The organism is Priestia aryabhattai B8W22, assembly GCF_000956595.1.
Taxonomy (GTDB): domain Bacteria; phylum Bacillota; class Bacilli; order Bacillales; family Bacillaceae_H; genus Priestia; species Priestia aryabhattai.
Genome location: NZ_JYOO01000008.1, coordinates 11,038 through 25,269 on the forward strand (window position 1 = coordinate 11,038; position 14,232 = coordinate 25,269).

At 39.1% G+C, this 14,232-nt stretch carries 13 protein-coding genes; 4 read left to right on the forward strand and 9 right to left on the reverse strand.

Annotated elements, in window-relative coordinates; translation table 11 throughout:
- Positions 1-43 precede the first annotated feature (43 nt).
- Positions 44-2,764 carry an aconitate hydratase AcnA gene (gene acnA, locus N178_RS08040; RefSeq protein ID WP_045291694.1) on the reverse strand — a complete coding sequence of 907 codons (2,721 nt, stop codon included), beginning with the start codon at positions 2,762-2,764 and terminating at the stop codon, positions 44-46.
- Positions 2,765-2,985: 221 nt separating this feature from the next.
- Between acnA and sspO the strand changes: the two genes are divergently transcribed.
- The 4 genes from sspO to ku all read left to right on the forward strand — a co-directional run bounded on the left by sspO (position 2,986) and on the right by ku (position 5,065).
- The gene (sspO, locus tag N178_RS08045) at positions 2,986-3,135 is read left to right on the forward strand and encodes a small acid-soluble spore protein O (RefSeq protein ID WP_013083371.1); all 150 of its coding nucleotides are present in this window, start codon (positions 2,986-2,988) and stop codon (positions 3,133-3,135) included.
- A 212-nt stretch (positions 3,136-3,347) separates the two neighbouring features.
- On the forward strand, positions 3,348-3,488 hold the full coding sequence (locus N178_RS08050; RefSeq protein WP_013057256.1) for a small acid-soluble spore protein P: 141 nt from the start codon (positions 3,348-3,350) through the stop codon (positions 3,486-3,488).
- 152 nt (positions 3,489-3,640) lie between these two features.
- A complete protein-coding gene (locus tag N178_RS08055; protein ID WP_045291695.1) occupies positions 3,641-4,081 on the forward strand; it encodes an Hsp20/alpha crystallin family protein in 441 nt (146 codons plus the stop codon).
- A gap of 150 nt (positions 4,082-4,231) precedes the next feature.
- Complete coding sequence (gene ku / locus N178_RS08060) at positions 4,232-5,065, forward strand: non-homologous end joining protein Ku (protein ID WP_045291696.1); 834 nt, start codon at positions 4,232-4,234, stop codon at positions 5,063-5,065.
- A 20-nt stretch (positions 5,066-5,085) separates the two neighbouring features.
- On the opposite strand, the gene N178_RS08065 is transcribed toward ku, so the two are convergent.
- From N178_RS08065 to N178_RS08100, 8 genes are all read right to left on the reverse strand, one after another.
- On the reverse strand, positions 5,086-5,484 hold the full coding sequence (locus N178_RS08065; RefSeq protein ID WP_045291697.1) for a hypothetical protein: 399 nt from the start codon (positions 5,482-5,484) through the stop codon (positions 5,086-5,088).
- Between the two features lie 187 nt (positions 5,485-5,671).
- Complete coding sequence (locus tag N178_RS08070; RefSeq protein ID WP_045291698.1) at positions 5,672-7,384, reverse strand: DUF2357 domain-containing protein; 1,713 nt, start codon at positions 7,382-7,384, stop codon at positions 5,672-5,674.
- Positions 7,338-8,972, reverse strand: coding sequence for an MrcB family domain-containing protein (locus tag N178_RS08075; RefSeq protein WP_045291699.1), 1,635 nt, complete (start codon positions 8,970-8,972; stop codon positions 7,338-7,340). Before N178_RS08075 ends, N178_RS08070 begins: the two co-directional genes overlap by 47 nt.
- 440 nt (positions 8,973-9,412) lie before the next feature.
- Positions 9,413-9,865 (reverse strand): hypothetical protein, encoded by a 453-nt coding sequence (locus N178_RS08080; protein WP_372454456.1) that lies wholly within the window; start codon positions 9,863-9,865, stop codon positions 9,413-9,415.
- A gap of 71 nt (positions 9,866-9,936) precedes the next feature.
- Positions 9,937-10,416, reverse strand: coding sequence for a (2Fe-2S)-binding protein (locus tag N178_RS08085; protein ID WP_045291700.1), 480 nt, complete (start codon positions 10,414-10,416; stop codon positions 9,937-9,939).
- Between the two features lies 1 nt (position 10,417).
- Positions 10,418-11,251 carry an FAD binding domain-containing protein gene (locus N178_RS08090; protein ID WP_045291701.1) on the reverse strand — a complete coding sequence of 278 codons (834 nt, stop codon included), beginning with the start codon at positions 11,249-11,251 and terminating at the stop codon, positions 10,418-10,420.
- Entirely contained in the window at positions 11,238-13,583 is a 2,346-nt protein-coding gene (locus N178_RS08095; RefSeq protein ID WP_045291702.1) for a xanthine dehydrogenase family protein molybdopterin-binding subunit, read from the reverse strand. Before N178_RS08095 ends, N178_RS08090 begins: the two co-directional genes overlap by 14 nt.
- Positions 13,584-13,586: 3 nt before the next feature.
- Complete coding sequence (locus tag N178_RS08100) at positions 13,587-14,231, reverse strand: NTP transferase domain-containing protein (protein WP_045291703.1); 645 nt, start codon at positions 14,229-14,231, stop codon at positions 13,587-13,589.
- Position 14,232: the final 1 nt, after the last annotated feature.

Sequence of the window (14,232 nt, forward strand, 5' to 3'; positions counted from 1 at the left end):
AAAAAAAGAGCGGCTCATGAGAACCGCTCTTTTACTTTATATCTTACGCATGTGTTTTAGACTGTAATTTATCACGAAGCACCATTTGAAGGATACCACCATGGCGATAGTAATCAATTTCAACTTCACTATCGAAACGAACGAGTACTTCAAATTCTTTTTTGTTTCCAGCTTCATCAGTTGCTGTTACTTTTACAAGATCACGTGGTTTTACTGTTTCATCAACTGCTACTGCAATTGTTTCTTTTCCAGTTAAACCTAATGTATCCGCACTTTCACCATCTTTAAATTGAAGAGGTAAAACACCCATTAATACTAGGTTTGAACGGTGAATACGCTCAAAGCTTTCAGCGATTACTGTTTTAATACCTAAAAGATTTGTGCCTTTTGCTGCCCAGTCACGAGAACTTCCCATGCCGTAATCTTTACCTGCAAGTACAACAAGACCTGTATCTTGCTCTTTGTATTTCATACAAGCGTCATAAATGCTCATTACGTCATTTGTTGGCCAGTATGTTGTCCAGCCGCCTTCTGTACCAGGTGCTACTTGGTTTTTAATGCGGATATTTGCAAATGTACCGCGCATCATCACTTCATGGTTACCGCGACGAGAACCATATGAGTTAAAGTCTTTTGGTTCTACACCGTTTTCTTGAAGGTAAAGACCTGCAGGTGATGTTTTTGCAATTGAACCCGCTGGTGAAATGTGATCCGTTGTCACTGAGTCACCAAATTTCGCTACTACGCGAAGATCATTTAACGGTTCTACTTCACCTGGCTCTTCTGATAAGTCTTCGAAGAACGGTGGGTTTTGGATGTATGTTGAATCATTCTCCCAAGTATAAAGAGCATCTTCGCTCGTTTTAATTTCATTCCAGCGCTCATTGTCATCGAATACACGCTCATACTCGTTACGGAATAATTCAGGCGTTACGGTACGGCTAACAACTTCTTTAATTTCATCTTGAGAAGGCCAGATGTCGCTAAAGAATACTTCATTGCCGTCTGTATCAATGCCGATTGGATCTTTTTGTAAATCTACATCTACCGTTCCAGCCAGTGCATATGCTACAACAAGCGGCGGAGAAGCAAGGTAGTTACCTTTTACTAATGGATGAATACGTCCTTCAAAGTTACGGTTTCCTGAAAGAACAGACGTTACAAGCAAGTCGCTGTCTGCAATCGCTTCTTCAATTTCAGCTTCTAATGGACCAGAGTTACCGATACAAGTCGTACAGCCATAACCTACGATGTTAAAGCCGATTTTATCTAAGTACGGAAGCAGCCCTGAATTTTGAAGGTAAGCCGTTACTACTTTTGAACCTGGTGCTAAAGAAGTTTTCACGTAAGCTGGAACATCCAATCCTTTTTCTACCGCTTTTTTCGCAACTAAACCAGCTGCTACTAATACATAAGGATTTGATGTGTTCGTACAGCTTGTGATAGCCGCAATGGCAATGGCACCTGTTTTCATTGTTGTTTCTGAACCGTCTGCAAGCTTAAACGTAACTTCTTTATCAACGTCTTTAGCATCAAGTCCGAAGCTTTGGTTGCTAACAGGAGCTGTTAAAGCTTTCTTGAATTCTGTTTGCATTTGAGAAAGTGGAATTAAATCTTGCGGACGCTTTGGACCTGAAAGATTTGCTTCAATCTCAGCAAGGTTAATCTCAACAACGTCAGTAAAAATTGGATCTTCGTTTTCTGGTGTAAAGAATAAACCGTTTGCTTTTGTATATTGTTCGACAACCTGAATGTCTTTTTCATCTCTTCCTGTTAAACGCATGTATGCTAATGCCTCCGCGTCAACTGGGAAGAACCCGCATGTTGCACCGTATTCAGGAGCCATATTAGCAATTGTTGCACGGTCAGCTAATGGAAGTTCTGCTACGCCAGGACCGAAGAATTCAACGAATTTTCCGACTACTCCTTTTTGACGAAGCACTTGCGTAACTTTTAACGCTAAGTCTGTAGCTGTAGTGCCGTTTGGTAATTCGCCAACAAGTTTAACACCGATTACTTCAGGAACTGGGAAATAAGAAGGTTGACCAAGCATACCTGCTTCCGCTTCAATACCGCCAACACCCCATCCTAAAACACCGATACCATTAATCATCGTTGTATGAGAGTCAGTACCTACTAAAGAATCAGGGAAAGCTACGAACTCACCATCTTCTTCAACAGCATGAACAACGTTTGCTAAATATTCTAAATTTACTTGGTGCACGATACCAGTAGCTGGCGGAACTGCACGATAGTTATTAAATGATTTTTGAGCCCAGCTTAAGAAATTATAGCGCTCTGTATTGCGTTGAAACTCAAGATCCATATTAATTCGTAATGAGTCAGCTGTACCTGCTTTATCAACTTGTACGGAGTGGTCGACAACGAGGTCTACTGGAATTTCTGGATTGATTTTGTCAGGATCTCCTCCTAAATCAGCCATTGCTTTACGAAGTGACGCTAAGTCTACAACCGCTGGAACTCCAGTGAAATCTTGAAGAATAACACGAGATGGTTTGAAAGGAACATCGATATCTTTAATATCTTTTGTTCCCCATTTTGCAAGGTTTTCGACGTGTTCTTTTGTAATAACACGGCCATCTACCTGACGAAGAACAGATTCTAATAATACTTTAATTGAATACGGCAGCTTAGATACGTTACCTAAACCTGCTTCCTCTAAAGCTTGTAAGCGGTAATAATTATATGTGCTGCCATTAAGATCGAATGACGAACGAGCGTTAAAAACGTCTTTTTTAGTCATTGCTTTTACCCCCTTAAAATTCTATGTATAAAGGATTTACTTACCCCATCCTCTATTCCCTTCACCATCTATCTTAATATAATATTATACATAAGTAAATAAAAAGAATGTTATTAATTAACATAAGTTTCACTTATAACCTTTTCCAATCTGCCTTTTATTTTTCTAATAATTCATATTTCATTGATTTTTACGCATGCTAGAAACGGAGGTGATTCAACATGGCTAAACGCAAGTCAAACCACGTCATTCCTGGGGCTAACGCGGCTAGCGCTCAAGGAAAAGGAGCGGGTTATAACGAAGAATTTTCAAATGAACCATTAACTGAACAACAGAAACAAAATAATAAAAAACGCAAAAAAAATCAATAAAACACTCTCTTGTTGGAAATACTAATCACTAGTTAGAAAAGCAAAATCGTTTAACTCCATGAAATCTAACGAGAAGGCGTCATTATACATGGCGCTTTTTTTCTGTTCCCATTTCCTGTTTTTGTTAAACCTACTTTTAGAAAGGGGAATTTTTCATCGGATAAATTTCCTGTCACTATCCTACCCTAATAAATGAAAGGGAGGCTTTAACTATGAACAAAAACAGCAGCAAAGACATCAGAAGAAATGCACCAAAAAGCAATTCTGGACAGCCCGAACCGCTAAGCGGATCTCATAAAGTAAAAAACCGTAAGCATTCTCGCCAAAAACACAATAGCGGGCATGATATGTAAAACAGCGGCAAGCTCTCTACAGAGCTTGCTTTTTTATGCATAGAAAAGACAGCTAGTACTTCAAGCTTATTCTTTGCGCAGGAGTTCACTAAGTACATAAACGCGCATATGATAATAAAGTGAAACAGTTTAAGTAATGGAGGAACGCAGAAATGAAAAACAAGCGTCTGCCAGCAGACCAAATGTTTGTAAAAGGCTTTCAAGAGTTGTTAGAAGTCATGCTTTCAAATCCCTTTATGAGTTATTTAGATTATGATTCCGTTCGTATAGACTTATTTGAAACAGAACAATCATTTATTGTCGAAGCTGAATTGTTAGGTTATCACCCTAAGGATATTATCGTTCAGGTACAAGCTGACCATTTACAGCTGACAGCCAAAAAATACTGCATTAGAGAATTTCATGATGAAAAGCAAGGAACGCTTGCAAGAGAACAAACGGAAGAAAGTGTTGAACGTACAGTTGACTTTCCATTTCCATTGATAAATAAAAAGATTACCGCTACATTTAGTAATGAAATCCTTGAAATTACGATTTCTAAACATGAGACAAATGAATCTAATCAGCAAATAGTCCCTATTGATTTCCAATAAAGCTGCAGATGTTGTCTCTGCAGCTTTATTGGAAATATTTAATTGTTTATTTAGCACATAGTTTTTTTAGAAAGTTTTTCTTTTCAAAACCATGGGATATCTAATTTGTTTTACGGCACACTATTAAAAAAGAATAAAAGGAGAACGTTTATGCTTCATACTGCTTGGAAAGGTAAAATCAGCTTTGGATTAATTGATATCCCTATTAAACTCCACGGAGCAATTGAAGAAAAAGATGTAAAGCTGCGCACGCTACACTCCGTTTGCCATACACCTATTCATCAAGAAAAACATTGCCAAACGTGTGGACGAGAAGTAGAATCCGATGAACTCGTTAAAGGATACGAAACGGCAACCGGTCAGTTTGTTGTGCTTTCACAACAGGAAATTGACCGTGTCAAAGAGCCCTTTGCAGCAAACAAAGCTGTTGAATTGTTACACTTTGTTTCGTTAGATGACATTGATCCCCTGTTTTTTGATAAGCCCTACTATATCTCTCCTGGAGAAACGAGCCTAAAAGCTTACTATACGTTATTAAATGCACTTGAAATAACAAATAAAGTCGGTATTGCCAATGTATTTTTATATTCCAAGCAGCAAATCGCCATGATTCGTTCCGTGGGAGGCTCTCTCGTTCTTCACACGATGCATTTTGAAGAAGAACTTCGTTCAGCCACAGATGTGCCTAACTTATCTCGTGATTCTGACATTAATGAAAGTGATACACAAGTGACGGTGGAATTAATTGATAAGTTATCTACTTCTTTTAATCCGTCTATTTACAAAAACAACTACCGAGACGCCTTACAAAACGTCATTCAGCAAAAAATAAATCAAGGTGAAGTTACAAAAGGCAGCGAAAGCGAAGAACGAGATATTCGACATTTAATGGAAATGTTAAAAGTGAGCATAGATCCATCTACTCTACAGCCGACAAAATCGACAGCAAAGAAAAAAACTTCATCCTTAAAAAAGAAAGCATAAAAAGCTAACGAAGAAATTCGTTAGCTTTCATTTGCAACAGAAGTCTTAGGAACAATAGCTCCATATGACGCCGGTATTTTTAAATATTGCGTTACTTGATCATTTTCCACAAAGACAATAAAGTTATCTTTTTTATCTTTTCCAATACCTTTTGCTTTTGCTTCAGACCACGTGAAGCCCAGCTTTTCATTTACCTCGCTGCGAGTCGTTTCCGGTCCAAAGACATATACTTTATCCCATCTAAAATCACATAATTCATTAAAATCAAGGATGGAAGCTTCTTCTTTACTTTGATTTGTTTTTTTAATTTCGTTAATTACGGTTTGCTGAAGTTGCGCTTGGTTGCGTTCGCTGTATACCCTGTCAATAAAAAAAGTTGCCAATAGCGCTACTAACGTGAATAGTAGAATCTTTTTCACTTCGTTGTCCTCCTGATACGTTCTCTGCACATGATACGACTTCTTTTCGATACGGTTTTATTCTCTACTATTCTAGAAAATTCAACAGGAAAATACAACTAAAATCTCGAAATGTCATCAAAACATAAAAAACTTAACACTGTGTCAACGCATAAAAAAAAGACTTGTTCACGTTCTACCTATTTACCTAATCAGCGCTGAAAAGATTTGGCTCTTCCGTACAAATAGTTTCAATAAATTCTTCTACTAGCCCTTCCTCTCCCGGCAAAAAAGGCAGCGCACCCACTCCAACGCGTTCAATACTTTTATAAAAATGATGCTGCTTATAGCCCTCTGCTTTCCCTGGAAACAGCACAATCGCTGTTTGTACCGGTTTTATCCCACTTTCTTCTACAATAGCGTCTCGGTAACGATGCATGGTATTAATATCTTCTTCTCTAGGAGAAGGCGTATCGTGATTTGGTTTGATACGATACTTAGCGTCAAAAAGATATACGCTTTTTTTCTCCTCTTGCTTTACTTCAAGCAGCAAGTCCGGCTTTTGAATAATGGTATGAGTATGATGGTATTCTTTTTGATACCATAGCGTTATTTCTGCTTTTCCCACCTGAAAACAATGATAAGAGGCCTGCATCCTGACGTTCAGCCCTTGTTCTGTCGTTGTCATGATGTTTTGTTCTATTCGCTTGCCGTAAGTTTGCAACTTCTTTACAAGACTAACATACGTCCAGTATTCGTAGAGAGTTGCGATATCTTTTAATGAAAGGTGGTAAAACTCTCCGTTAAGAGCCAACCCTCGCGTTAAGAACATAAAGTATCTGCTTGCTTCCCGGTAGCGAGGTGCTGTACGGAGTGTAGAAGGAAGAGTTGAAACTTGTATGGTCTTCACTCTTTGCCAGAACACATTGTTTAACAGCCTTTTTAACTCGGTATGATTGGTTTCTAGAGCCGACACCGCTTCTTTTTTTACATATCTATCTTCTATCAATTTGTCAATTAGTGTAGTTAGCTTGTGGTACAGCTGCGTCATCATCCATTTCACACTTTGATTTTCCAAATTATCATAGGTAGCTACATGTCTTGTACCCATCGCTTTTGTAGGTACTACTTTTATATGCCGATTAATTTTAATCCCCCTGCTTGAAGATGCAAGATAGGTAGGGTGTGTTCGGACAAATGATATAGCACGGCTATCTTGTTTTTTTATTTGATCTCCTCTCATGAGCTCATGTTCAACTGTTACCGATTGAAACGGCTGATTTTCAATCTGACGCACAGAATGAAGAAAGGGTTTCATATAGTAAGAGAGCACATGATAAAATTCCGTCCATGTCGCTTGCTTAGACCAAACAGATTTCGCTTCAATATATGTTTTACGAAGCATATCATATGCCAAATCGTGAATGTATCCATTCACTTCATCAACCATACGTACATAATCTGTCTTGTAGCTCATCTTTGATGGGAAAATTTCCAGAGTAAAAGACAGCTCTTTTTCTATTTCACTGTAGACATGAAACGTAGAATATCCTACCTCATTTTGAAAGCTTATATTTCCTGTTAAAATGTAGGGGAATCCTACGGCTTGAAAACTTTGTTCAACTGCTTTTGAATCGTGGTTAACAAACAGGCTTGTTTCATTTTTTGAAACAACTGTAATTTGATAGATTTCATTTTCAAAAAATAAAGGCTCAAGCGGCGGTTTGGAAGTCATCATGCCTTTTGTTTGATTTAGTACTTTTACATGTGTGATTCCTTTTCCTGTACAAGAAAAAAACATCACTTCTTCTGCAGATTTTATTTTTTTCTTATTCTTTCCTTTTATAACCACCGTACACGTATCGGTTTCAATTTCAACGTACGGTATTAATCCAAAATGACGTGTATCCGTATACTTCAAAACGTCTCATCATCTCCATTATTTTGCGTGCACTTTTAGGGAATCTCATCCCGTCTGCATTTACGACAGCTGTCTCAAATTCATCATCGAGCAGCGTATTTGTACAGTAATAATAAAGGTTTTTTAATAAGTCAAATGTGTAAGCATCGCTTCCTGAAATACGAGGCAAAACTTTTTGCAGCACCTGAAAATCAAACGCCTGATCAAATGTAAACATCCCGCTTTTCACTGCGTAAATTAAATAAAAGCATATTTCGTCGCGTACGCGGTAACCTATTTGCAAATCGATTTCTGTAAGCATCTCGTTAACGGTTAGCAGTTCATTTGTTACTTCGTGAATGAGCTCAGCATGTTCAGCATACGCATCTTTTAAGTGAACATATTGACTTTGAATTTGCACATTTTCAATGCTGTGCCGAGGTGGATCTCTATCATCTAAAAAATCAAAAGAATCTAGCTGAATCTTATTCAACTCAATGGTGTTGGTACGATCTAACAACTTTTGACTAAACCCATGAGTTGTTTCATCCATATTAATGGTACCGATAATGAGAAGGTTAGATGGCAAATAAATATCTCGGAACATCTTATGTCCAGGAAATAACGGAGCCGTTTTGATTTTCCCTTTTGACCAGCTTCTGCTTTCCATTACGCTTAAAATATCGCTAAAATAATGTTCAACTCGAGCTAAGTTCATTTCATCCAATATGGCAACATATGTGTAAGCTGGATGCTGAATGGCTTGCTGCATAATCGACAGAAACGATCCTCTGCGAAAATCTCCTCTTAAATCAATATATCCTAATAAATCTGAACTATCATGCCAATCGGGCCGAACCGGAATGAGTACTTGTCTTCCATTTTCAATCGTGGCACCGATACTGTCTGCTAAGAGCTGCGCAAGCTTTGTTTTCCCCGTCCCGCTCATTCCTGATAAAACAATAAATGGCTTGGTCTTTAAAGCAAAGTAGGCGTTGGCTATATCTTGTCGTTCATATGTAAATCCAGATTTCTTAATATACTCATGAATATGGACGATGGCGTCTTTATCGCCAATCATTTCTTGGCTCATTCCGTATGTTTTTATATATTGTTCATGCATACTCAGCAGTAAATGCAAGTCATCTTGAAGCTGATCATTGCTAGGTAAGTCTACTATATTGTAAGGAAGGTAAAGTGCTACTCTATCCTCAAAGCTTTTCGCTTCCATGCTTGTACCAATAACAATATGACTATCTTTCAATACGCGGGCATGTTCAGGAGTAAAAAAACGAATGTCTTTCAGATCAGTTCCTTCCCCTGCATCTCCTTTCATCATGACTAAGTAAATGCGCTGACCGTCTTCACTGAATAAATATGCTACTATCACATCACTCTCTATATTCTTATTGACAAGAGTCACGTAAGGAAATGTTTCAGCGTGGTGGCCCGATATACGCATTTCTTCTCGATTTATATGCTCCAATCGATAAAGAGAAATCGGAAGCCTGCGTGTAAGCATATTTTCTACTTCGTGTTTTACAAGTACGTCTCCACCCATTTGTTTATAATGTTCCGCTACATAAAGCAGCCGATCGCGCAAACTCATCGAATTCTCTCCTTTCTGCCTTCACTGCAGTTTGTAAAAATAAAAAGCATCGTCAGCTGACCACGCAAAAGTTTCGTTTCTTTTATTATAGACGCTTTCTTCGTATCGTAAGCTATTTTATAACGTTAGAAAACACTCGATTATTCTTTTCTCTACTTATCTCTACTTATCTCTACATATATGTTTATGTTCATTTTAATGAAACATGACAGAAAAGAAAAGCATTAGGGGCTTAATGAATGAAGAGGTAATGATACGAACAGAAAAATAGGCAGCTTCTGTACACAGTGATACAATCGCCATTATGCTACATGATTATTTGATGTCTGATGCTTTTGGCTGAGTAAAGAAAAAAATAAAAATAATAAGCGGCAGCGCGATAAGAAAAATACTTGTTTCTGAAGGTCTTACTGTAGGTATATCGGTTAATGACATCTTAATCAGTCCTTTGTAAATTTTTCAACTAAGTCAGGATTTACATAAAAATGTTTTGATACGGTACGATGAAAAAACTGAGAGGATTGATTTAGTTCACTTAATGCAGGTTCTGTTTTAGGAACGCCAAAAATAGGTCCACTTACGTTAATGGTAAACCTTCCAGAAGAAATAAAGGCGCCCGACACATTAATCTGGTTATTAAGCAGCAAAGCCGCAAGAATCACATCAATCATATCAATAATGATATTAATTCCCGCATCTCCGTCTTTTCCTTCTATTCGGCTAGTTCCTGTAATAGGTCCCCCTACTGAAATACGAAAAGCTCCGGGTGTCACAAATACGCCTATAATTGTTATTTGGCCAGTTAATAATAATATAGCTGTTACTACATCCAGATTTCGTTGAATGGCAAAGATCAGTTCCCTTTCTTTGTCAAAGCCGCTTTTCCATTCCACATTCTCCACACCCTTAGCACATACTATTCTAAACACGTGTAAATGTTATTCTATTTTTTCTTTTTCCTGTCTCACTCCCGCTCCGAAAAGTGTAAAACAGATTTTACTGCGTCTTCAATTTCTTTATACCCTGTACATCTGCATATATTGGAAGCAAGCCACTCCTTTATAATATCGTCACTGCCTGAAGGATGGTGTTTGGAAAGCAAATGAGCATTCATGATAAAACCCGATGTGCAATAACCGCACTGAAAAGCAAAGTGTTCAATAAAAGCTTTTTGCATAGGTGAACTCTTCAGCCCTTCTATAGTCATTATTTCTTTCTCTTCTGTTTCTGCCGCTAACATGAGGCAAGATTTCATTGGCCGCTGATTTATCCCTATTGTACAAGCTCCGCAGTCCCCGTTTAAACAGCCTGGTTTTGCTCCGGTAAGGCCCAGCTTTTCTCTTAATACATAAAGCAACGTATCTGCTGTTCGGATATCAACCATTTTTTCTTCACCATTAACCTTTAGCTTAATTGTTATTCTATACCGTTCATCTTTTAGCACATTACGTTCCCCCCAGCTCTGTGAAAATATCAAACAATAAATTTTTAATCACAAATTTGCGGTAGCGATCCGACCCTTCCCCATCATTTAAAATCGGAGCGGGTATATACTCAAGAGCAGTTTGAATTCGAGCTTCTAATGGCGTTTCTTTATGATTTAGCATTTCTTCTATTTCTGCTGAGCGAAAAGGAAACGAACATACTCCGCTGAAAGCTACTCGAATGGTTCCTTCTGTTTTTAACGCTGCTATTGTCACTAACGGATATCCTGTATCCCACTGCTGGCGCTCTTTTATACTCATATATGGCAGGGCAGCATACTTCGTTTCAACAAACACCTGAACAAGAAGTTCTCCGTTTTCCAGCTGCAAACGCCGGTTAAAAAGATCGTGAATCGAATAGATATTTGTTCCAGCAGGACCTGCCACCGCAAGTTGACTATCCGTTAAAAGCAGCGGCAATACCGCTTCTCGATAAAAAATATGCCCGCAAATATTTCCTCCTAGCGTTATTTTATTTCGAGCCGTGTGATCAGCCACTTCGCTAGCAGACTTACTTAATAAAGGAAACAAATTTTTATCTTCCAGTTCAGTTAACGTTACTCCTGCACCAAAAATCATCCAATCTTCATTAGCTTCGGTTTGTTGAAGTTCAGGTATATTTTTTATATCAATAACAGCATGGGTAACAAACAAACCCAATCTGCCTAATGTCAGAACTTCGGTGCCGCCAGCATAATACCGCGGCTGTTTGCCTTGATTCTCTAACTCTTGAAACAAGGCAACTGCTTCTGAAACAGTTGCAGGTTTATAATATTCAAAGTCAAACGAAATCATCTGCATTCCCTTCTTTCATTCTCCAAATCAATTCTGGAATAAGAGGAAGTTGATTTAATTCTATTTCTGCTGCCGCAGTTAAGCTGTTTCCTAAAGAAGCAGGCATTCCAAGCAGCCCGTGTTCTCCGACTCCTCTAGCTCCGTACGCCGCATCTAATTGAGGTGTATGAACAAAATCTACTACGTACTCCGGATGCTCTCCGTAGCGAAGAGGACGATATTTCCGAAGCTGAGGATTTAAAATACGGCCATTTGAATCAAACCAAAATGTTTCTCTGCCTGCAAACGATAGTCCCATACTCATCGCACCCATGACTTGCCCTCGTGCCATTTTCTCGTTTAGCACGGTTCCTATATCAATAACAGAAATAGCTTTTACAATACGATATCTATACGTTCTAGGGTTATATTCCACTTCAACTCCTTCAGCTGCTACCGTCCATTCAGGCCCTGGACGCCCAGCTCCCGTTTCTTTATCCAAGTAGGTCATGCCTCTTAAAATATAGTTTCCTCTCCCTATGATTTGCCCTCCAATTGCATTTCCGTTCGGATATTTATAGCCATACACAATTTCTTTAAATTTCAAAGAAGTCTCAGGCTCATCCCGTAAAAAAACTTTTTCATTTTTTATTTCGATATCTTCTTCAGAAGCTCGAAATATACAAGAAGCTATCTTTTTTAATTGGTTAATCACATCTTCAGCGGCTTCTAAAACCGCTCTTCCTGCCATAAAAGTTCCTCTGCTAGCCACCGTTTTCCAATGTTCAGGAGTCGTTTGAGTATCTACTTCCATTCGCACATGAATACGTTCCACGCGCATCTGCAATTTTTCAGCCAATATTTGCGCGAGCACGGTTTTCGTCCCCGTGCCTAATTCAATAACGCCAGACATTAAATTTACGCTTCCATCCGGATTGAATGTTAGAATAACACCGGAACCTGCGTTTGTTTCAATAGTGGAGGTTTTCCAGACGCAGCTAATCCCTTTGGCAGTAATAAGGCCGTTTTCATGAACCATTCTCTGCCCTTCCTCCCATTTGATCAGCTGCTTCAAGCGACGAATACATTCCGGTAAGTTACCGACGCTGCTAGAAGTTAAACGGACTTGCGTAGGCGTAGTGTCGCCCGGCAAAATAGCATTTTTTTCTCTAAACTCCAAAGGATCTATACCTGCTTTTTTAGCAAGGATGTCCATCGTGCGCTCGAACGCAAATAATAGTTCCGAGTGGCTAAATCCTCGAAAAGGAGAAGCGTAAGGGTGATTTGTATATACACATAATGAATCACAAAAAATATGTTCAAGACGATAAGGTCCCGTACAGTCAGCTGCTGCAGCTTTACTCAGGTCCGTTCCTTTATCTGCATAAGCACCGCTGTCAAACAAATAAAGAATGTCGGCAGCCTGCAAAATTCCCTCTTTGGAACAACCTAGCTTGATTTTGGCATCTAGACCGATATGAACAGGCGAAGTGAGCATATCTTCTTCCCTTGTGTTCAATATTCTAACCAGTCTTCCCCCAACTGCTTTTGAAGCTAAATAAGCCAGCAGCTCTAGCTGGACAGCCGCTTTTCCTCCATAGCCTCCTCCTACTAGCGGTGTTTCAACGACCACTTTTCCCGCTTCAATTTTAAAGTACTCACTGATTAATTTTTTCACCATAAAAGGAGCTTGAGAAGAAGTGGTAATTTTAACTACTCCATTCGGAAGGATTTCAGCAGCGGCGCTTCTTGTTTCCATTGCCGCGTGATCTGAAGGAGACAAAGAAAATGTTTCTTCCACTACTAGCTCACTTTTACGCCAACCTTCTTCCATATTGCCTTTTCGTATTTTAACTCTGTTAGCTACGTTGCTCCCTGGCTCTGGATACACCGTTTCATCGTGCTTGTAAGTGTGCATATTTTCATGCACTAAAGGAGAATTTGGCTCAATAGCGGCACTAGGAGAATGAACGACAGGTAACGGCTCATATTGAATATGAACAGCACTCGCCGCACGCTCAGCGAGTGCTGGGTTTTCTGCTACTACTAGGACTACGGCTTCTCCGTGATACCGTACTTTTTCAAATGCAAGCGGTCGCCGGTCACGAACTCCTTCTCCGGTTAACGGCAAATGCTCTCCCGTCACAACCGCGTGAACACCGGGAATAGCAATCGCCGCTTGGACGTCTATTGCTTGAATTCTTGCATGTGCGTAAGGGCTGACTACTATTTTGGCGTGCAGGGACCCTTTAAACATGTAATCATTTGTGTACCTAGCCGTACCCGTTACTTTTTCTAATGCATCCTTTCGAATAACGCTTTTTCCAAGGACATCCACTCTTTTCACCTCCATCAATCAAAACAGTCCACGTTTCTCTTTGTATATCTTTTTAATGCGTTCATACGCTTGTTTTGTATCAACATCCATAAAAAGGGAAGCATCGGTACATTCATAAAACATTCCATTTTCAAGTCCACTTTGTCTTATGATTTTTCTTGCCCCTTGATCTCCTTGCAGCTTATCCAAGCTTGAAAACATTTGTTTTGAAAATAAAACCGGCGCTCTGGCAATTCCTTGATAAAAAGATGAAATAAACGGAACGGAGGAATGGTTCTCAAACAGAGAAATAAATGTATTAATCAGCATGATACTTACAAGGGGCTGATCTGCTAGCAGCACAATAATAGCATCAGCGCCTAATTCTTTTGCTTTTTTTAATCCGCACTTTAAAGACGCAGACTGACATTTTAAGGCGCTACTACAAGAAGTATGACTCCACTTCTGCTGATATGCTTCTGAAAAAAGAATAGGGTCAATCCACTCAAGAGAATCTCCTTTCTTTGTTATTACTATCGTATGATTTACTTTTGAAGAAACCGCTTTTCGTAAAGCTTTACTCCCCAAACATCCATTCCCTAAAGGCAGCAGCAGCTTATTGCTGCCCATCCTTTTACTAGCTCCGGCGGCAAGATAAACACCAACAATATTTACCCCGGACATT

Excerpts from the sequence above, each read along its gene's own strand:
- N178_RS08055 (WP_045291695.1), top strand. The coding sequence starts at position 3,641 with ATGAAAAACAAGCGTCTGCCAGCAGACCAAATGTTTGTAAAAGGCTTT.
- N178_RS08075 (WP_045291699.1), bottom strand. The coding sequence starts at position 8,972 with ATGAGTTTGCGCGATCGGCTGCTTTATGTAGCGGAACATTATAAACAA.
- N178_RS08050 (WP_013057256.1), top strand. The coding sequence starts at position 3,348 with ATGAACAAAAACAGCAGCAAAGACATCAGAAGAAATGCACCAAAAAGC.
- N178_RS08090 (WP_045291701.1), bottom strand. The coding sequence starts at position 11,251 with ATGATTTCGTTTGACTTTGAATATTATAAACCTGCAACTGTTTCAGAA.
- acnA (WP_045291694.1), bottom strand. The coding sequence starts at position 2,764 with ATGACTAAAAAAGACGTTTTTAACGCTCGTTCGTCATTCGATCTTAAT.
- N178_RS08095 (WP_045291702.1), bottom strand. The coding sequence starts at position 13,583 with ATGGAGGTGAAAAGAGTGGATGTCCTTGGAAAAAGCGTTATTCGAAAG.
- N178_RS08100 (WP_045291703.1), bottom strand. The coding sequence starts at position 14,231 with ATGTCCGGGGTAAATATTGTTGGTGTTTATCTTGCCGCCGGAGCTAGT.
- sspO (WP_013083371.1), top strand. The coding sequence starts at position 2,986 with ATGGCTAAACGCAAGTCAAACCACGTCATTCCTGGGGCTAACGCGGCT.
- ku (WP_045291696.1), top strand. The coding sequence starts at position 4,232 with ATGCTTCATACTGCTTGGAAAGGTAAAATCAGCTTTGGATTAATTGAT.